A 20507-nucleotide genomic window follows, 5' to 3' on the forward strand; every position below is an offset into this window, starting at 1 on the left:
TACTTGATCACGAACTTATGACCGTTGTTAATCACCAATTCTATTGCGTACCTGACACATTAACTGATTAATATTTATCTAACGTTACGCCAATAATAGAGGCTCTAATTATTTCTAAATCTTGAAACCTTATTAATTCCTCGGGGGTACCACTTATCTTTTTTCACTAAATAACGAAAAACAATATTAAGTTCTATATTCAGTTCATCATTTTTACCCTTGTCTCCCATTTTCCCTCCCTCTATATCTATAAGACGTATTCACCAGTAAAAAAGTTTACAATTTAATTAAAAATACTACATCTCTATTTATAAAAGATGCAGTACATGAATGTAGCATTAAATTTTCGCTTTCCTTTTTTCTATTTTAATTGTAATCAGCAAGTAGATACCAAAGAAGATCGGTATTGACCACGCGCCCCATAATAGCTGTGCATCATCAGACAGGCTACTTTTACTTAACAAATAATCTGGTAAATACATAATGATTGGAATAATAATAGAAATCCATGTTTTACTCCATATTGAAACTCCAACAAGCACCAATACAGAAACTGCTATCATAACAATTTTAGCAGTAATACCAAATTGAATAGCTGGTGTTTCAATAAATCTATCTAAATAGATTAAACCAATAAATAAACTAAGCGGGAAAAAGCCAAGAAACGCAAATGCGCCATATTCTTTTATTTTAGATTTTGTACTAGCTACGTATTTAAATGTAATTGCTATCAGTACTATAAATAATACCATTACCAGAAAATTTCCGACTAATCTCAATAAAGAATATTCTACATCGCCTTCAAAAGCATATCCTAATATATCATAAGCATATATAGCTACAACTAAAATTGGAAGATACTTCAACCAGCCTTTAAGATCAAACGGCATTTCTTTTGCTATTTGTTTCATATAAGCGCTTGGTGTCTTCCCGATAATATCTTCAACATTCTTCCCATTTGTTTCTGCTTCATGTAAATGGTCTTCTAATTCACCAACAATCTCATCAATTTCATTTTCTTTTTTTCCACTTGAAAATAAATATAGCCTTAGATCATCTAAGAAATCTCTGCTTGATTTTGATACGTCCATACAACTATCCTTCCTCTCCCAATAATTGATGTACACTACTTGAGATAACAGACCACCGCTCCTTAAACATTTCTAATTCTTCCATTCCCTTCGATGTTAAAGAATAATATTTTCGTTTTGGTCCTCCAGATGGAAGTTCCTTTTGATTGGTTATCACAAGCCCCTCTTTTTTCATACGAAGCAATAATGGATATATACTTCCTTCACTGACCATTGCAAAGCCATAGGCATCTAGCTTTTCAATCATTTCATATCCGTAAGTTTCATCCTTTGCTATAATTGATAAAAGGCATCCTTCTAAAATCCCCTTTAACATTTGGCTTGAAGACATTAACATTCCACCTCTTAAATAATTCATCAACTAACTTGTTAAACAATATAGTTACGCAAAAAAAGAGGTGATCGCAACTACTTTGCATTACAAGTTAGTTATAATTTATCACATACCATAATTTAGGTCAAACTTTTTTGAATCATTTATTAATGATTTATATATTTTGCTAACAGCTCATATATCTTCTGGAAGGGTGCATATAAATTCGTAACGACTTATATATCTAGCGGAAGGGCGTATATATTTCCGTTCTGGCTCATATTTACTCGAATCCCTCTTATATGAGCCGTTATTCAACTACAATTTGACTATTCTAACAAACTACAGAGGCTCTTATTAAATCACTTACTAATTCGAACAAAAAAAGCTTCTCCATTAACTGAAGAAACCTTAAGCATTCTACTTGTCCATCAATTGCATCGTTGTGATACAAGTATCATCACTTACAAATGTAGCTATTTCAGACTCTACCTTCTTACCATCTTGTTCAATTGTAACGTGATACGTTTTATCACGAGGAAGCCATAAATCAATAAAACCATTTGCCTGGGACGTCATGACTTCATCTAGATAAATATTACCCTCTGTATCTTCAATGTGTACATCAAAATTTTGGTTAGCCAATTCGCCACGACAGCCTGTTAAACTGTGTATAGCACAAGGATGTGTTTCTTCAATATAAGGAGCAATAGAAACAAAGAAATCATCTTCTGGTAAGGCATATGTTGATTCTCCATCGCTGTTCGTTACGACAAGTTGTTCTGACGTAATTGAGGCAGCTTCGGCTGTTTTGGCACCGATACTGTAATCGTTCACTAATTCTCTTATATTTAGTGTTTTATTTCCCTTAGAATCATCTCCGTCAGAACTTACTATAATGAAATATGCCATAACTGCTATTATAGAAATCCCAATTACTCCAAAAACACTTTTTTTCATCTCTATTCATCTCCTATCTCCCATTCTGTAAATCAAGTTCACTTATTCACATAAACTATCTTAACATAAAAAGTAAAAAGAAGTGTCTATATATTTAAATTAATTAATCAGGAAGACAATCAGATTTGACTGTCTTCTACATTAATCGTTTAGAGCTATTTCACTGTAATTAGACTCATTTGACTCTGATTTAAAAAACGGATCGCCAGGATGCTTGTTCCTAATCCACTATCAATATAAAGATACTTGTCATTTCCACGTTTAAATATTCCTTTATCAAATGCTGGAAAGAAGCCTTGATCTGGTGCAATAACACCACCAATGAACGGTAATCGCACCTGCCCACCATGCGTGTGTCCACTCAATGCCAAGTCTGCCGGGCTTTCTATGAAACGATTTGATGTATCAGGTGTATGTGACAGCAACACTGTGTAGTTGACTTCGTCTAGGCCTTCTAAGGCTTTTCCAAGGTTGTCATGTTCTGTTGAGCTATCTCCAACGCCAACAAGGTTGATTGTTGCATTTTCTATGGTAATTGTCGTATGCGTATTGTCTAGCATGTTGACATTTCGTTCTTCTAGTCCTGCAAAAAAAGCTTCTGTTTCTGGGTTATCCCACTCATGATTTCCTGATATAAAATAAGTATTCTCATTTACTGCCATAAGTTCGTCGACTAGAGCAAATACATCCGTAAAATCACTTGTTTTCCGATCAATAAGATCACCAGTAATCACAATAATATCCGCATTTAAATCCATTATCTTATCTAATAATTTTTCATTTTCATCACCAAAAACTTTATTATGTAGGTCACTTATCTGCAGAATAGTAAAGGATGAACGATCCAGAATCTTGTTCGACTCAAATTCAACCTGATTTACTTTAAAAAAGTTCGTATCATAGTAGACTTTAAATACTATAAGTAAAACAAATACTAGACTAATATAAATAAAAATCCGTTTCTTTTTCATCGAACTACCTCCATCTTAATTAGCAATATTTTACCATGTCATCACCTTATTGTCTCTAATGTAAAACAAAAAATAGCTACCGCTAAAAAGCAGAGTAGCTACACCATTTTACTTATTCATATTGTGGTATCCCAACTTCTGCATCTTCAATTAACCACGTTGCACTATAGTTATCCGTTTGATAAGTTATCCGATATGGACCTTTTCCAGATGCAGTGAAATATAGTGGTCCATTTATTGTATTACCTGGCTCAACTTTTCTTTCATGTACAAGATCATCCAATCCATATATATCTAGTTCTTGTCTAGAAAAATCCTCAACGATAAACGCTCTTGCAGAAGCATATTTACTTAAAGTTGAAACATTCTCAAACGAAAGTTCCATTCGCACGACATATTTTGGGGAATAGATTTCATCCTCTAACCTTCTGGTAACGGTAGTCCCACCAGTGAAAGTGATATTAGCCCCACCAATCTCCACCTCTTCACGCATCGCAAATGTCCCTAAATCCGTTCGATTTGCTTCCAGTTCTTCTTCACTTTCCACCTTCCGTTGTTCAACTGATTTTTCAAAAGTAATAATTTCTTCTCCTTCAGAATCAACAAAACGAATCGTTGGTTCAGTTTGATTTCGGTAATAGGTAGAAGCCTTATATGCTTGACGAAGATTTTGATCCAAGAAATCTGCTTCACCTTCACTAATCTCCTCTTCTGAACCAATTTCTTGTAAAACAATATAGCTTGCTTCGATTGTCTCATTATCTAGTAGTTCAAGCGTTAAAACACCAGCACTTTCTTTCGCTTCAAACCATTCTAAATATTGCTTGAATTCATCTTTAGTTAGACGAATCTCCTTTTCCTCCCAGTCTTCTAAACCGATCTGTGACCAGTCCCGATCTGATTCAACTGTCTGTTCTGTGTCATTCGAACATGCTGTTATAAAACTGATTAATAAAAAGATAATTACTAGTTTTTTCAAGATGGACTCTCCTCTCAGTAGGTGAACGCGCTTTTATTACCTGTCATTCTATCATTTAATCACAGTGATGTCTCAAATAAAAGGAAATTTATTACTTTTTATCAAATAAGATTAACTACTTCTTTCGCTTAATCTGCTATAATTAATTGGAGATCTTTTGAAATAATGTTTAACGTTATACACCCTGATATTAAGGTAGGTGATCAAGTTTGTACTCCGTATCATTTGATCCATGGGGAATTGCAGCTTTAGTAATGTTCATTGGCATCAGTTTTATGTTGAGAGTCTATAAAGAAAAAAATTTAGAATTAAAAAAAGAGAATGATAAACTAAAAGAAGCACTAGAATATTTTCAAAAAAAATACAACGATTAGAACAAAAGCGTTAAAAATCTCCTTTTGTTACCTAATTTCGAGGTCATCGATGAAACTCTCTATCGCGCCAAGGAGGCCTCTTTTTTTGCATCCTCCAAATTCAATGAAATCCCTTCATATTTAGTTCCTTAAAACAATTTTATAATTAATAGTCTACTAGATTTCTGTTATAATCCCAAATAAAGGGAAGGAGAGTTATAATTAGTTATTACTTTTATTTGATTTAAATGGAGGGGAATACTATAAAACAAAAAATTGAAAACATCATACACATAGTTGGTTGTTTTGTCCTTGTTATTATTTTCACAATGCAATTGATTTTCATGAATACTAAGAATAATGTTGATCTTCTAGATTATACAGTATTGTTTATTTGCTTGATAGGTTTTCTAAATGCGCTTGTACGTTTAATTATTTCAAAAAAAAATAAAAAAATATAATAAGGAGAGATTTTATGATATTAGAGGCTGTTGCCCTTCAGGTTAAGCAAGGAAAAGAATTTGAATATGAAGAAGCATTTCGTACTGCTTCATCCATCATTTCTTCAATGAAAGGATACATATCGCACGAATTACAGGCTTGTTTAGAGGTGAAAGGAAAATATTTATTGTTAGTTAAATGGGAGACACTTGACGATCATACAATCGGATTTAGACAATCAAACGGCTATCAAGAATGGAAAAAACAATTACACCATTTCTATGATCCATTTCCAGTGGTAGAACATTTTGAAAACGTCAATTTTCGTTAGTTATATATAAATCATGAAAAGATGTGGCTATATTGAAAAACAAAAATGATATTATCAAATGTATTCAGGATGACAGTGAAATGATGACTATTTTACAGACAGCAAAGACATTGAATTTGCCTGATTGGTGGATCTGTGCTGGCTTTATACGGGCGAAAATTTGGGATACCCTTCACGAATTTACAGTTAAGACCAATCCGACTGATATCGACGTGATTTATTTTGATAAAGAAAATACAAATGAAGTTACAGAAAAGAACTTAGAAGCTGCGTTAAAAAAACTGCTGCCTAATGTACCTTGGTCCGTTAAGAATGAAGCAAGAATGCACCTTCCAAATGACATAACACCCTATAAATCATCTGAAGATGCAATCTCAAAATTCCCAGAAACAGCCACTGCACTTGGAGTTAAATTAGATGCGCAGGGATATGTCATTCTAACTGCCCCATGTGGCATTGAGGATGTTCTTCAGTTAGAAGTAAGACCAACTACTTATTTTAAAGCATCAGAAAAACGTGCGCTACTTTATGAAGAGAGAATAAAACAGAAGAATTGGCAATCTATTTGGCCAAAACTAAAAATCCACCACATGTAACATGGCTTTCGATTAACTTGTGAAAAGCTAAGTTATTCACCCGTTATCTTTATCAAGCTCATTTGGCTTTGATTAAGAAATCGGATTGGAAACCATGTTGTCCCAACTCCACTATCAACATAGACATATTTTCCATTTTTCATAGGATAAAGCCCTTTATCCAATTTAGGAAAATAACCCTGTCCAGGCGCAACGATACCGCCAATGAAAGGAAAGCGTATTTGTCCACCATGTGTATGGCCACTAAGTGTTACATCTATTGGTGTATCTGCTAGCATCCATGATATATCTGGCGCATGTGATAATAACAAAGTGTAATCCGCTTGTTCACGACTCTGCATTGCCAGATCTAGATCCGCATGCTGTGTAGTGAAATCCGCCACACCAATCAACGTGAGCCTTGTATTTGCAAGGGTGATCGTGCGACTTTTATTATCAAGTAAGATCACACCTCGATTACGTAATCCATTAAATAGTTCTTCTCGTTTCGGATTATCCCATTCATGATTTCCAGATACAAAATAAACACGTGGATTGATTGCAATTAACTTTTCGACTAAATGAAATACATGGACTAACTCTTTTGTCTTCCTATCAATTAGATCGCCCGTCAGTACAATTACATCTGCATTAATTTTGCTAACTTTATTAATGAACATTTCATTATTATTTATAAAAACTTTATTATGTATATCGCTTAACTGTAAAATCGAAAAGGAAGATCCTTTGGGTATTTTTTTAGTTTGGATATGAACAGGTTGTACTTTAAAGAAATTAGTATCATGATATATTTTAATTACCGTAGAAACTACCGCTAAAATGCTGGATATAATAATGAATTGTTTTCCCTTTTTCATCTCTACATCTCCATCTCTATCTGTGATCAACTTACTTAGTGTCATTATTTTACCATTCGGATGCTTGATTGTCTTTAATCATTAGCATTTTTTTCTAAATAATCAATGAGTCAACTACTAAGACGTGTAGTTGACTCGTTTTGTTAAGATCGGGATAAATGTGCTAAAAATTCCTCCGCAACAATACTTGGTTGATCAATCATCGAATAATGATTAGCATTTGGAATTAGTTTAAAAGTTGAGTGTGGTACTGTTTGATGTAAAAGGTAGCCCCAATAAGGAACAAGATAGCGATCATGCTGCCCCCATAAAAACGTTGCCGGACATGTTAAGTTTGGCAAGTATGGTACGAGGTCTTCTGTTTGATGATGATTAAGTGCAAAGGATGCTTGCTGAAGCTCTTCAGGTCCTGTTGGTGTTGCGAATGGTTCCGTAAAAGCGCGCAGTAACTCAGGTGTTAGCATCGAAGGATAATAGAGTCCTTCAAGTAACATTCTTTCAATAAATAAAGGGGACGGCACAAATTCTTCAGCGACAGGGTAACGAATCGACACAACTTTTGGAAGTGGCCAATTCGCAAAACAAACGCCATCAATTACGACGAGACTTTTTACTCTTTCTGGTTGTGTAACCGCTAGAATCTGTGCAATGCCTCCACCAAGATCATGTCCGATAACATGTGCCGCGGGTATATTATACTGGTCTAAAGCCTCAATAATATACGTAGCCTGTTTTGGTAATGTCAAATCATTTGCCGGTCCACGATCTGATTCCACATAGCCGATTAGATCAACTGCAAGAACCGCATACCTTTCCTGTAAGTAAGGAATAACAAGATCCTATAGATGAGAGTTAGTCGGAATCCCATGAATTAATACGACAACCTCACTACAGTTATTTTCATTGTAAAAACGTGTGTTCATTTGATAATTGCCTACCTGTACTTTATATTCGTGATGCACGATTATAACCACCTTCCTTTAGCCCATTCTCTAATCTATGCAACACAACAAACTAGTTGCGTGTCCTCCTTTTTTTGATTACCTTATTTGCTCGCTCCGCCGAATTATCCACTCCTTCCGTCGGATTACCGCTCGCTTCGCCGAATTATCTGCTTCTTCCGCTGAATTATCCGCTCCTTCCGTCGAATTACTATTTCCCATCTAGGTCAACAGAAACTTAAGAAAATCTAGTATCTATTCATAGAAGGATTCTGTGGACATATACATGTACAAACGACACTTTGTATGGAGAGGGTTTTGTAATTGAGCTATTTGTGGGGAGTAGATTCAACAACTAATGTAACAAAAGATTTATATAACTCTGTTTTAAAAAAATATGGAAAACCGGAATACTGGGGAAGATATATAACATCGGTGGAAGGTGTTACTGAAGGGTTAACCCAAACAGAGGTAGAACTTTTACATAATAGTGGGACAAAAATTTTACCAATTTACAGTAAATTCGCAACTGCTATAGGTAGTAGAGAAGGACGAACGATGGCGCAAAATGCCGTTTTCCATGCTAGACGACTTGGTATTCCAGAAGGCACGATTATTTTTGCAAATATTGAGAACCTATTAGAGGTAGATAAGGATTGGGTCGTTGGTTATGTAGAAGCAATGTATCCAACTGGGTATAAACCAGGATTTTATAATGATCCGAATCAGGGTGATTTCAGTTCTGCATACTGCCAAGCAGTATCAGAAAACGATCAAATAGCAGTCCAAGCTGTACTTTGGAGCGCGGAACCTGATACAGGTATTTCAAAACAGAGAAAAGCACCGAAGTTCGAACCATCAACACCAAATTGCACTGCTAACATTTGGGCATGGCAATATGGGAGAGATGCTCCAACATATGCGATTAACACGAACCTGATCAATCGGCGCTTACACAATATTTTGTGGTGAATAATAAAATTTATATACAAAAAAGTCGGTACCATTGCTGGTACCGACTTTTTTTATACACGCAATTAAAATCACGTGTCATGTACGTTTTGAGGCGAAGAACCGTTGACCACATTCAACGTTTAGCCCTAGAGCAAATCCTTCGACTTACACAAAATAGCTCATCGCTATAATACTATATCACGCTTAAACAAAAAGGACAATGTTAAATTTATCATTCTCACTGATTAAATCACCAGCACGCATTTCATAAAAAAAGCACTTATGCATAATATACATAAGTGTTTTTCACTAATCAATTGTATGTTTTCCAAAAATCAAAAATCGCTGCTGTTAATACTTTCGCACCATTTTCAAGTGCTTTTTCATCGATATCAAATTTTGGATGATGGTAAGGATAAATAAATCCTTTCTCCTCATTCGCGGATCCTGTGAAGAAATAGGTTCCTTGTTTTTTTTCAAGAAAGTAAGAGAAATCCTCAGCACCCATTGTTGGTGGTTCTGCTTTAATATTTTCTGCTGGTAATACATCTTTTGCTGCATTAACAAGCAATTGATTCATCGTTTTATCGTTTTTAGTGGCTGGGTAACCAAATTGATAATCAATATGATAATCTGCACCAAATGCTTTGCATGTATGTTCGGTAATCTGCTGGATCCAGTCATGCATTTCTTGACGAACAGTTTTATCAAATGTCCTTACTGTCCCTTCCATTATGCCAGTACCAGAAATAACATTAGCTTTACTGCCAGCTTGGAACGAACCAATCGTCAAGACAGCCGCCTTTAATGGATCTACTTTCCGGCTCACTACTTGTTGTAAGTTACTAACAAGTTGACTTCCAATCGCAATTACATCGGTTGTATCATGTGGAAATGCTGCATGTCCACCAACACCCTTTATTTCGATCACAAAGTCATCAGATGATCCAAAAATATAGTCATCACTATGAGAAATATGATTAACCGGAATATAGTTTTCCATATGTGTGGCAAAAATAGCATCGACACCTTCTAATGCACCGGCTTCGATCATCGATTTCGCCCCACCTGGATCTTCTTCTTCCGCATGTTGATGAATAAAGACAACGGTACCTTCTAGCTCATCTTTTACACTGACTAAAGCTTTAGCCATTCCAAGCGCAATCGCCGTATGGGCATCATGGCCACAAGCATGCATCACACCAGGATTTTGAGATTTATATGGTACATCATTTTCTTCTTCTATTGGTAAAGCATCAAAATCCGCACGAATTGCTACGGTTTTACCAGGTTTAGCGCCTTTTAATGTCGCAATAACACCTAAACCACCAACATTAGTCTGTACATCTAATCCTAATTTTTTCTGATAGTCCGCAATAAATTTAGCTGTTTCATGTTCTTGAAAAGACAACTCTGGATTCATGTGTAAGTGTCGACGTATATCAACCATTTCGTCATACAATTCGTCTAGTTTCGAAAAAATTTGTTTTTTCAAATGAATCGTCACTCCTATCTTACGTTGTTCGTTCTTTTGTCTTATTCTCAACTTTACCTAAAATGAAATCCGCAATAACTGCTAATAATACTGCAGGAATAGCACCAGCGTAGATTTTCACATCTGATTGAAGACTAATACCAGAGATTATTTCTTTTCCTAAACCGCCTGCTCCGATATACGGCCCAATACAAGCAACTGATACTGCTATAACAGAAGCAACACGTAACCCTGCCATTAAGAATGGAATCGACAGTGGTATCTGAATTTTTGCTAACAGTTGTAACGATGTCATACCAACGCCGATACCAGCCTCTGTGATGCCATCTTCTACTTCTCGTATGCCTACATACGTATTTCTTACAATTGGTAATAAAGAATAGAAGAACAATCCAATAACCATTGTTTCAAATCCTAAACCAAAATAAATCATTAAGATTGCTAACATAGCTAAACTAGGTACTAATTGCAAAATGTTTGTTAAAGAAAGAATATATGGTGCTACTTTTTCAAATTTTGCAGCAAGAATACCTAAGGGAATACCTACAAGGAGTGCAAGAGCAATCCCGTAGGCAACCATTAATATATGTTCTACTGTTAACGCTAATAGTTCTGCATAATTTTCTAGCATATATTGACCAAGTTCAGTGATAAAGTTCATGTCAAATCACCTTTTTTAAAGATTTTATTTTACAAAATAGTGCAACACTTATTCAAGCATACCTTTTTCTTCTAAGAATTCTGCTGCAACTTCTTCAGGAGTGCGTCGATTAATATCTACTTCGTGAATTAATTGTGTCATTTCTTCCGTACTAATTAAACCAACAATGGAATCAAGAATGTCGCTAACTTCTGGATATTCTTCAATAATTTCATTTCTTGCAACTAGTGATGCATCATATGGAGGGAAGAAGTTTTCGTCATCCTCTAATAATTTTAAATCATACTCTAAAATTTGTGGGTCAACTGTATAAGCCGTAACAACATCTAATTCATCATTATTAATACCTTCATACATAAGCGAAACTTCCATACCTCTTACATCTTCAAAGCTATATCCATATGCTTCTTGATAGCCTGTATAGCCGTCATTTTCTCTTTCAATCCATGAACTATCAGTACCTACGATTAATTCGTCAGCATATTCACCAAGATCAGTCATTGTTGTAATATTATTTTCTTCTGCAAAATCACCTTGGACTGCAATACCGTATTGGTTACTAAATCCAATTGAGTCATACCATTTCATGTCATACTCTGCACCAAATAATTCTTGTGCCTGTTCAATCGTTTGTTGTGGATCTGTTGAATATTCTACTTCATCTTCATCAAAGTGGTTATTGTATACTTCACCAGAATAAAGTGTTGCGATGTCAAACTCTTCACGATCTAAAGCAGCCATAATTTGTGGGCTTGCTTGAATATCTTCTGTAATATTTACTTCGTGATCTGTTTGGTTTTCTACTAATAATTTAACAATTTGGCTCATGATTTTCGGATCTGTATAGGATTGTGCACCGTATTCAAGTGTTGTTCCGCCATCAGCTGATTCACTATCTCCACATCCTGCTAGTGCTAACATTAATACTGCGAATAAACTTGCAAATAACATCTTTCTCATAATGTATTGTCCCCTTTTTCATTTTTATTTATTTTAGGCTTTAGAAAGGCCTTTTTCAATTTTTGCAAAAACAAAATCTAGTAATAGCGCGATACCAATTGCTAGTATCGTTCCGGTAAAAATCATTTCTTTATCATTAAACCCAATACCAGCAAGTACTAGTCCACCTAAACCACCAGCACCAATTACAGCAGCTAAAGTTGTCCAACTGATTACATAAACTGTTGTAACGCGAATACCTGACATAATATAAGGTATTGCAACAGGTAACTCTACCTTAAACAAACGTTGAAACGTATTAAAACCCATTCCTTTAGCAGCCTCGACAATACCTGGATCTATCGACTGGACCCCAGCATATGTATTCCGTAACAAAGGTAGGAGCGCATATAAGAAAAGCGCTACGACAGCTGGTTTAAATCCAATACCTAAAATAGGTATCATGATTGCTAATAAGGCAATCGTAGGTATTGTTTGAAAAATATTAGCGATATTAAATATCACGTTTTTCAGCTTTTCATTTTTCATTTTTGTCATATAAATGGCTAATGGAACAGATATAACAATAGCAATTAGAATAGCCGTAAAGGAAATCAAAATATGTTCATAGGTATAACCAAGTATAGAATCATATTTTCTCTGCCAAAAATCAATGTAATCTAAAATTATTTCCATTTAAGCCACACCACTCTTACTCTCATATATTTGATGAAGAGTTTTGAACAATGTACTGTTTTCAATAATTCCAACAAATTTCTTATCTTCCGAAAGAACAGGAATAATAGATTTTGATTTGCTTAAGTCACCCATCGCTAAATTAAGATCAGTTGTTTCATAGATAGTAATGACTGAATTATCAACTATTTCTGATAGGCGTGCCTCTTTATTTGCTAAAGCCTTATAAAGACTTAGTACACCTAAATAATTCTCTTGACCATCGACAACTGGCAGTTCTGCAACATTGTTGGCAACCATTTCTTCTATTGCTTTTTCCATAGTTAAATCGGGAGAAAGTGTAATAGTCTCTGTTACGAGAAGATCAGCTGCAGATGGTAGTTTTTTAGCTTTACCAAGTCTATCTGATCCAATGAATTCTTTAACGAAGTCATTAACTGGGTTAGTTAGAATCTCCTCTGGGGATCCTTTTTGTACAATTTCGCCACCCTTCATTAGAATGATTTGATCTGCAATCTTGATTGCTTCATCCATATCATGGGTTACAAATACAATTGTTTTTTTGATTTCTTTTTGAAGGCGAACGAGTTCATCCTGTAGTTGTTCTCTACTGATTGGATCTAATGCACTAAAGGGCTCGTCCATAAGAATTGTAGAAGGTTCTGCAGCAAGCGCTCGAATAACACCTATTCGTTGTTGCTGTCCTCCACTTAATTCGGAAGGATAACGTTTCATGTAAGTTTCTGGTGCCAAATCCACCATATTTAGTAACTCTTCTACCCGTTTTCTAGTACGTGATTTATCCCACTTTAGTAGCTTTGGAACTGTTGCTACATTATCGTAGATCGTCATGTGTGGAAATAAACCAATGCTTTGAATTACATATCCCATTTGTCGGCGAAGCTGTATCGGATTTATATCATTGATATCTTTATCATCAATCAAAATTTGGCCATCCGTGTGTTCTGTTAACTTGTTAAGTAATTTCATTGTTGTTGTTTTACCACAACCACTTGGACCGATTAATACATTAATTTTGCCTTCTTCAAATGTAAGATCAATATTTTTTAATGCTTGAAAACCATCATCATAAACTTTGTTTATCTGTTTTAATTGAATCAAGAGTTCTCCCCCTCATCTTTCAAAAAGTAATTTTTCACGTGCTTTCACTCATACAATTATATAGTTGATCTGTAAAAGAATAAAACCCCGTATAAACTTATAATTGCACAAACTTTATAAAATATTAAGTTTATAATGTGTACAACATTTACGTTTATACATTTACTTCATTTTTCTCTGTTTTCCGACACGATCAGACACTTCCTATTTTGTTCCAACTATGCTAATCTGTTACTAACTAAATTTAGAAGAGTTGGTATTGATGGAAAATAATCACTATTTAGAAACAGTTTATAATCGCACGATAGAGCAAGTAGCTGAAAATATGAAATCTTATGGTTTCCCTGGTACGATTGGTCGTGTTTATGCCTTCATTTATTTTGCAGGCGAGCCACTTGACTTGGGTACACTAGCGGACAAAACTGGTATGAGCAAAACCAGAATGAGTCAAGTATTAAGAGAAATGGTCGATCTGAATCTTGCTGAGAAAGTTTTCATTAAAGGTTCTCGCAAAGACTTTTATACGGTCGATCCAGATTATTATCAGAATTTCATTTCTCTATTCACATCTAACTGGAAGAAAGTTGTGCAACGCAACAAACATTCTGAACAAAAGAATAAGCTAGACTTAAAGAAAGCACTTCAAGATCAAACGCTAGATGCTGAAGCAAAACAACAAGCACAAATACTTATCGATGAATCCGAAAAGTCCCAAGAATATTTTGAGTGGATTGAACGTTTAGTCGATTTATTTGAATCACACGACATCTTCAATCATGTTCCTAAAAAAGATGAAAAGTAAGATTTAATAGTAAGCATCGATTAGATGCTTACTATTTTTTATTTCCTCGGAAATTCTTTTAAACAAAATCCCTTGGAATTTCTGTTTTCCATTGTTTATGAAATACCTCTTCTTCATTTTCATAAGCTGTCAATGTATTAGTCAGATAGAAAGTCTTTTCATCACTAGTCATTTCACTACTACTAACTAGTTTCGTTTGCCATTCGGCTCTACCTAATTTCAATTCCCAATCACATTTTACATGTGCAGACAATGGCCTATTTTCTTCAATTGTAAATGTATTTGCATTTGTACTACCATATTCTATACCGTTATGTGGCAGTCTTCGTTCCCCTTCATCAGAAAAGTCTTCTAATTTCCATACACCGTTAATCAGATCATGTCTTACTTCACGCGTACGCTTTTCTTCACGAAGTACTTCTTTTTCCATTATTTCTGCTGTTTCTGGTGCTTCAAAGTTTCCAGCGTTAACATCTTCAGCTTGCGGTGTTCGTACAGGTATCGTTAACCTTGTCTCTTTCCCACTATAAAGTGTGAGCGTAACCGGTTTTGCTGACGGCCAAGCTTGTGGCCAAGAGGTTGGTGAAATTGCTACTTCAAGTTGATGTCCTTTAGGTAAGTTTTGTCCTAGAGCATCCAATTTAATTTCAACCTTATACTTCTTGCCGGGTACCAGTTTTTCTGGATGCTCATGTGACGAAAGATGTGTCAGATTTAACATCCCCCAGCTAATTAACGTTGATTCTCCAGTTGGTGCTTTATCACAGAGCCGAACATTTAACAGTGCATTTTCTTGATCTGATGAAATCTCTGCATGAAATATAGGATGTCCTAATAGTTCGGTTGTTTCTTCAAGTGGATCGGAAGTATAAACAACTGATTTCCCGTTTTCAAGACGCTGATCGCCAGGCAAATCACCAGGTTGACCGAACGGACAGAATACACCTGTATAAAAACCATGTTCTTGCACACTTGGTATCAGAACTTTCTCGCCTTCCCTAGCTTCATTCATTAGCTTTCCATCTTTTAGCCACAATGATTTATCTTTTACATTTGTAGATGGCCATGATGTATCACCTACCCATTTACCTGGGCGTTCTGTATAGGTTACTTGTGGTAATGCGCTATCTTGGATCCACGAAGTTAATTTTGGTTCATCCATTATTCCAGTATCAATTCCCTTTAACCACTGATCCCACCAACGCAAACACTCTTGTAAAAAGCCAATAGCTGGATCTGGTGTCGCAACTTCTGGATATTCATGTGCCCATGGGCCAATTAATCCTTTACTCTCTTTTGGCAAGTTTTCGAGCAGACGGAAAACGGTATTCGTATAAGCATCTTGCCAACCACTAATCGCAAATACAGGGATTTGAATAGCTGAATAATCTTCACATATCGATCCATGCTTCCAATAAGCATCTCTCCGTTGGTGTCTCATCCATTCTTCAACTAATGGCGGCGTGTTTTCAAGTCGATCCAACCAGTTTTCTCTCCAGCTTTCACCTACTACTTGTGGATCTTGTGGTCTTGCATTATAAACAAACATAGTGGATGACCACCAAAGCATGTCAGAAGCTAACACGTTACCACCACGATAATGCACATCATCTGCATATCTGTCATCTGTGGAATCTAGTGTAATAATTGTTTTTAATGCAGGATGTTGTCTTGCTGCGACTTGCAAACCATTAAATCCACCCCACGATTTACCGATCATTCCAATTGAACCTGTTGACCAGTCTTGTTTAACAACCCAATCGAAGATCTCCAATGCATCATCTTGTTCTTGTTTGATGTACTCATCAAGTAAAATGCCATCAGAGTCACCTGAACCACGAATATCAACACGTATACTTGCATAACCATGGCCGGCAAAATAAGGATGTCTTGCTGAGTCTCGGATAGCGGTAAAGTCATTTTTTCGATATGGAATGTATTCCAAAATAGCTGGTACCGGTTTCTCTTTTGCGTCTGTTGGAAGCCAGATTGTCGCAGCTAACTTAGCACCGTCAGACATTGGAATCCATACATGTTCTATTTTTTTAATTTTTCTTGGATAATCTGTTTTCACTGTACGTTTATCTGAATCTTTAATATTAAAAACCACTTTGCACAACCTCTCGTCTTATCTTATGGTGTAATTAATTTCTTTTTGTTTATCTGTTACAACGACACGTCGGACATAATCATAAACAAAAGAAAGCGTCTTTTGGACAGCTTCTTCCTTGGTATACCTTCTGCGTCGATTTAACACGGTATTCATCATACCCTTCCAAATCATCAATGTTGTATCAGCTAATAGATCAACATCTTCCTCTAAAATAAATCCTTCTTCTACAGCATCTTTTAAATAGAGGCTACTTCTTTTAGAAAAATTTAATTCCAATACAATTGGTTTAATTTCTTCGGGTAACCCAATTAAATCTTCTTTGTATATCTTGTAATAATCTTCTAATAAGTCATCCACAGATCCACCTAGATCTTCCATAAAAATAATTTCATAAATCTCCGGTCTTTCAAAAGAATGCTTACAAAAACATTCCCATGAGTATAACCAGTTCTCTATCGTATTTTCACCTTTACTTAAATAATCTGGTAAATCATTTATATAGTCTGTTGTAAAACGCATCGATGCAAAAAATTTTAAATGGGAAAGATCTTTAAAATAATTATAAGCAGTAGAGCTTGTGAAGCCAGCTCGATCTGCAATTTTGCGAATCGTGACATGGTCCATTCCATCCTGCTCAATCATTTCCGTTGCTGCATCAAGAAAATAACGCCACATCCTTGCTCGTTGTATTTCCTTCTTTTCACTGTTCATCTTCGCTTCCCTTTCTACTAGCATTTATCTTCTACTTATTGTTGGTAAAATTGATTCATTTTGTGAACGTGTTTTTCTTATGAACATGTTCATTATAACAAACTCACTTTTTTTGTCAAAGGTCGATCGGTAAAAAATGATCTTGTGCTCCGTCGGATTATCGCTTCCTTCCGCCGAATTATCATGCGCTCCGTCGGATTATGGCCCTCTTCCGCCGAATTATCATGCGCTCCGTCGGATTATGGCCCTCTTCCGCCGGATTATCGGGCACTCCGCTGAATTATGGCCCTCTTCCGCCGGATTATCGTGCGCTCCGCCGAATTAAAGCGTCTATCAGAAAAGCAAAAAAGGGCCAGGACCTGTTAAGCGACAAATTGTCGCTTAACAGGTCCTGGCCCCTTTTCACAAATAAAAAAGGACTCTACAGAATAGAGTCCTTTCATTATAAAGCTATTACGCTTTGTTTACATTAGTAGCTTGAAGTCCGCGTTGGCCTTCTTCAGTTTCGAATGTAACTTTTTGACCTTCGTCAAGTGATTTAAATCCTTCGCCTTGGATAGCTGAGAAATGAACGAATACGTCTTCTCCTCCGTCAATTTCGATGAAACCAAAACCTTTGTCTGCGTTAAACCATTTTACTGTACCTTCTTGCATGTTTGTTTCCTCCTATGTGGATATATTCCACAATTTATTACTATCAATGCTCAATTAGATATCAAAGGCGAAAAGTTTAAATACTTACTCCTTACACACCAAACACAAATAACTTCTTTACTATAGCATGGGATTTTTTTAAATGCAAGTTTTTTCTATTTTTTTGCATCAATTGGAATTTTTATAGCGATTATTACATAATTACTTACGCACCCGGTAATGTAATATTAAATTCCGTGCCCGTTCCTATTGTACTGTATACCTTAATCGTTCCATTCATCTGATGAATCGCATTATAACTAACTGTCATACCTAAGCCCGTCCCAGTTTCTTTTGTAGTGAAGTAAGGTGTTCCAAGTTTTGTTAGTTGCTTTTTAGTCATGCCACAACCACTATCCTTGATAGAAACAATAACATTATTTTTATTAACTCCTGTTTCAATCGATAACACACCACCGTCTGGCATGGCCTCTATACAGTTTTTAGCAATGTTTATAAAACTTTGTTGCAGCTGATTTTGATTATACTTCACAACTAATTGGTTATTACATTTAGTTATTATATCGACATTATGTATGGCTGCGTAAGGCGATAATACACTGACAACATATTCAATATCTGACTCCATCGTAGAAACAACGTAACTATCAGGTTTTGCTTTTGTAATAGATAAATAATCCGTTATAATATTTTCTGCTCGTTCCAATTCCTTTAATGACAAAGCAGCATAACTCATTCTGCTTTGATTTGAAAGATCTGGCGTCATAAGCAATTGCAAAAAGCCTTTTGTTATAGTTATCGGATTACGGACTTCATGTGATACGCTTGCAGCCAATTCACTAACGACCTTCAATTTCTCTGTTTCTAGTAATTCTTCTCGAATTTTTATAACTTGTATTGAATTTTGTATGATATATGCGAATATAAGCATACTTAAACCTTGAATGATAATGAAATTTATTGAGGTAAGGTTCTGTTCAAAAGATAGGGGTTGAATCGTTGCATGAGATAATAGAACAATAGCTATAGATGAAAAAATAGCGGCTGCAGTAAGTGATGTTATCTTCCCTTTGATACCAAAGCAATCATATTTATTTTTAAATAGTGATATGAAAATTAACATAAATGTAGTAACTAAAAAAGTGATATAAAAACCTTCGCCACCAATAAAAAGCCGATTAACCAGTATTGTTAAATATAACACTAGACCGAAACGCCAACCAAAATAAAACAATCCTATTATAAATGGAATTTGTCTTAAATCAAAAATAATCCCGTCTGAAAACCTAATTGGGTGAGCCATACAAAATGTAATAGTTAAACTGAGTAAAATAACAATTATAAAATCAGTATATTTATGATTTGATTTTCCTTTATCAAGCCAGAATGTTTGAAATATAAAGTACGGTATAAATATAAACAAAAAATTAATCAATAATTCGTCAAAATTAAATATCATTCAATCACCCCTCTATATATACGTATTTTCCCACATAGTGGTTTTTTTTACAATAACATTAGGAAAAAATTACAGATAAAAGTAAATAAACGAATAAACTTAACACTACTTTTACAATAAAATAAAATGTTAAACTCCAAAGTCACTAGTTCCGCTTTTAATTAATTTTTCTGTCTGCTTCAAATGAACAAGGTTTTTATTCAAATAAACCATACGATACATGACATATGTCATCTAAAACATGAGCATTTGTGACTTATTACGCGTCGATATTTCTTGTATGATGGCAGTAGAATAGCTAACATGAAAAGGAGAATAATACTATGCCTATGCGAACGCTAGTATTTCAAGGTTATATGTGGGGTTATATTTTAAGTAAGGCAAATAAATCATTTGCTATAAATAAATTAAATAAAGCTGGTAAAAACAAAGAAAAATTAATGCTTATGGATAAAATAATATTAAAATGCACTAAAAAATTAATTAAAATTTCAGGTGCTGACTTAACCGTAACAGGTACGGAAAATATTCCGTTAGATGAACCTGTCTTATATGTTGCAAATCATCAAGGTAATATGGATATTCCAATTTTATATTCGACAGCACCACAAACAATGGCCTTTGTTGCAAAAAAAGAAATGGAGAAAATTCCGTTATTGGGTTATTGGATGAAAGAACGAGGGTGCGTATTTATCGATAGAGGTAATGCACGTAACTCGCTTAAGGCAATTAATCAGGCTATTGCAAGTTTAAAATCAGGACATCCTCTCGCGATTTTTCCAGAAGGAACGCGAAGCAAAGGGCCAGAGATTGGTGATTTTAAATCAGGCAGTCTACGAATTGCACTTAAGGCAGGCGTAAAGGTAATCCCCGTTACCTTTAAAGACTCGTATAAATTAATTGGTAAAAAAGGTGGCAATACACCAGCGAAAGTTGCTGTTCACTACTCTGATCCAATTGATTCACGCGACTTCAAAGATACAAGCGAACTAGCATCAGAAGTTTTAACACAAATAAAGAAACATTTATAACTTATCAAATAAAAAACGCAGATACTAACCAAATGAC

The 20507-nt window shown here is 35.2% G+C and carries 22 protein-coding genes; 6 read left to right on the forward strand and 16 right to left on the reverse strand.

Translation table 11 applies throughout. The annotated features are described in order from the left end of the window. Positions 1–338: 338 nt before the first annotated feature. The 5 genes from D2K62_RS04035 to D2K62_RS04055 form a co-directional block, all read right to left on the reverse strand. A complete protein-coding gene (locus tag D2K62_RS04035; protein WP_112180556.1) occupies positions 339–1091 on the reverse strand; it encodes an HAAS domain-containing protein in 753 nt (250 codons plus the stop codon). Between the two features lie 4 nt (positions 1092–1095). Continuing rightward, on the reverse strand, positions 1096–1422 hold the full coding sequence (locus D2K62_RS04040) for a PadR family transcriptional regulator (RefSeq protein ID WP_112180555.1): 327 nt from the start codon (positions 1420–1422) through the stop codon (positions 1096–1098). Positions 1423–1824: 402 nt separating this feature from the next. Then, positions 1825–2364 (reverse strand): CueP family metal-binding protein, encoded by a 540-nt coding sequence (locus D2K62_RS04045; protein ID WP_112180554.1) that lies wholly within the window; start codon positions 2362–2364, stop codon positions 1825–1827. A gap of 155 nt (positions 2365–2519) precedes the next feature. Then, positions 2520–3335 (reverse strand): metallophosphoesterase, encoded by an 816-nt coding sequence (locus D2K62_RS04050; protein WP_112180553.1) that lies wholly within the window; start codon positions 3333–3335, stop codon positions 2520–2522. Positions 3336–3447: 112 nt separating this feature from the next. Then, complete coding sequence (locus D2K62_RS04055; protein WP_117160945.1) at positions 3448–4314, reverse strand: hypothetical protein; 867 nt, start codon at positions 4312–4314, stop codon at positions 3448–3450. A gap of 209 nt (positions 4315–4523) precedes the next feature. Here D2K62_RS04055 and D2K62_RS18685 point away from each other — a divergent pair, with 209 nt between their 5' ends. The 3 genes from D2K62_RS18685 (at position 4524) to D2K62_RS04070 (ending at position 6035) form a co-directional block, all read left to right on the forward strand. Then, on the forward strand, positions 4524–4688 hold the full coding sequence (locus D2K62_RS18685; RefSeq protein WP_157967393.1) for a hypothetical protein: 165 nt from the start codon (positions 4524–4526) through the stop codon (positions 4686–4688). Positions 4689–5142: 454 nt separating this feature from the next. Next, positions 5143–5439 (forward strand): antibiotic biosynthesis monooxygenase family protein, encoded by a 297-nt coding sequence (locus D2K62_RS04065; RefSeq protein ID WP_117149494.1) that lies wholly within the window; start codon positions 5143–5145, stop codon positions 5437–5439. Between the two features lie 80 nt (positions 5440–5519). Then, positions 5520–6035: a nucleotidyltransferase family protein gene (locus D2K62_RS04070; protein ID WP_112180549.1), complete on the forward strand. Its 516-nt coding sequence runs from the start codon at positions 5520–5522 to the stop codon at positions 6033–6035. Between the two features lie 32 nt (positions 6036–6067). Here D2K62_RS04070 and D2K62_RS04075 read toward each other — a convergent pair whose 3' ends face one another. Together D2K62_RS04075 and D2K62_RS04080 are read right to left on the reverse strand one after the other, a co-directional pair. Continuing rightward, positions 6068–6892 (reverse strand): metallophosphoesterase, encoded by an 825-nt coding sequence (locus D2K62_RS04075; RefSeq protein WP_117160946.1) that lies wholly within the window; start codon positions 6890–6892, stop codon positions 6068–6070. A 143-nt stretch (positions 6893–7035) separates the two neighbouring features. After that, a complete protein-coding gene (locus D2K62_RS04080) occupies positions 7036–7722 on the reverse strand; it encodes an alpha/beta fold hydrolase (RefSeq protein ID WP_255421352.1) in 687 nt (228 codons plus the stop codon). A 435-nt stretch (positions 7723–8157) separates the two neighbouring features. Here D2K62_RS04080 and D2K62_RS04085 point away from each other — a divergent pair, with 435 nt between their 5' ends. After that, positions 8158–8805 carry a glycoside hydrolase domain-containing protein gene (locus D2K62_RS04085; protein ID WP_117149495.1) on the forward strand — a complete coding sequence of 216 codons (648 nt, stop codon included), beginning with the start codon at positions 8158–8160 and terminating at the stop codon, positions 8803–8805. Between the two features lie 295 nt (positions 8806–9100). Here the strand turns inward: D2K62_RS04085 and D2K62_RS04090 are convergent, their stop codons facing one another. From D2K62_RS04090 to D2K62_RS04110, 5 genes are read right to left on the reverse strand one after another with little or no spacing between them, the layout of a single operon-like run. After that, positions 9101–10282, reverse strand: a complete 1182-nt coding sequence (locus D2K62_RS04090; protein WP_112180546.1) for a M20 family metallopeptidase — start codon at positions 10280–10282, stop codon at positions 9101–9103. A gap of 19 nt (positions 10283–10301) precedes the next feature. Next, positions 10302–10943 (reverse strand): ABC transporter permease, encoded by a 642-nt coding sequence (locus D2K62_RS04095; RefSeq protein ID WP_117149496.1) that lies wholly within the window; start codon positions 10941–10943, stop codon positions 10302–10304. A 48-nt stretch (positions 10944–10991) separates the two neighbouring features. Further along, the gene (locus tag D2K62_RS04100; protein ID WP_117149497.1) at positions 10992–11903 is read right to left on the reverse strand and encodes an ABC transporter substrate-binding protein; all 912 of its coding nucleotides are present in this window, start codon (positions 11901–11903) and stop codon (positions 10992–10994) included. 33 nt (positions 11904–11936) lie between these two features. After that, on the reverse strand, positions 11937–12578 hold the full coding sequence (locus tag D2K62_RS04105; RefSeq protein ID WP_117160947.1) for an ABC transporter permease: 642 nt from the start codon (positions 12576–12578) through the stop codon (positions 11937–11939). Next, positions 12579–13700 carry a betaine/proline/choline family ABC transporter ATP-binding protein gene (locus D2K62_RS04110; RefSeq protein ID WP_117149499.1) on the reverse strand — a complete coding sequence of 374 codons (1122 nt, stop codon included), beginning with the start codon at positions 13698–13700 and terminating at the stop codon, positions 12579–12581. Between the two features lie 262 nt (positions 13701–13962). Between D2K62_RS04110 and D2K62_RS04115 the strand changes: the two genes are divergently transcribed. Then, complete coding sequence (locus D2K62_RS04115; protein ID WP_112180541.1) at positions 13963–14502, forward strand: GbsR/MarR family transcriptional regulator; 540 nt, start codon at positions 13963–13965, stop codon at positions 14500–14502. 58 nt (positions 14503–14560) lie between these two features. Here D2K62_RS04115 and D2K62_RS04120 read toward each other — a convergent pair whose 3' ends face one another. From D2K62_RS04120 to D2K62_RS04135, 4 genes are all read right to left on the reverse strand, one after another. Continuing rightward, entirely contained in the window at positions 14561–16612 is a 2052-nt protein-coding gene (locus D2K62_RS04120) for a CocE/NonD family hydrolase (protein ID WP_117149500.1), read from the reverse strand. A gap of 18 nt (positions 16613–16630) precedes the next feature. Next, a complete protein-coding gene (locus D2K62_RS04125) occupies positions 16631–17350 on the reverse strand; it encodes a TetR/AcrR family transcriptional regulator (RefSeq protein ID WP_232824289.1) in 720 nt (239 codons plus the stop codon). A 429-nt stretch (positions 17351–17779) separates the two neighbouring features. After that, a complete protein-coding gene (locus tag D2K62_RS04130; protein ID WP_112180538.1) occupies positions 17780–17980 on the reverse strand; it encodes a cold-shock protein in 201 nt (66 codons plus the stop codon). A gap of 205 nt (positions 17981–18185) precedes the next feature. Next, positions 18186–19439, reverse strand: a complete 1254-nt coding sequence (locus D2K62_RS04135) for an ATP-binding protein (RefSeq protein WP_112180537.1) — start codon at positions 19437–19439, stop codon at positions 18186–18188. Positions 19440–19762: 323 nt separating this feature from the next. On the opposite strand from D2K62_RS04135, the gene D2K62_RS04140 reads away from it, so the two are divergent. Then, positions 19763–20470, forward strand: a complete 708-nt coding sequence (locus tag D2K62_RS04140; protein WP_112180536.1) for a lysophospholipid acyltransferase family protein — start codon at positions 19763–19765, stop codon at positions 20468–20470. The last annotated feature ends 37 nt before the right edge of the window (positions 20471–20507 follow it).

The sequence above is a fragment of the Paraliobacillus sp. X-1268 genome (assembly GCF_003426095.1).
In the GTDB taxonomy this organism is placed as follows: Bacteria; Bacillota; Bacilli; order Bacillales; family Amphibacillaceae; genus Paraliobacillus_A; species Paraliobacillus_A zengyii.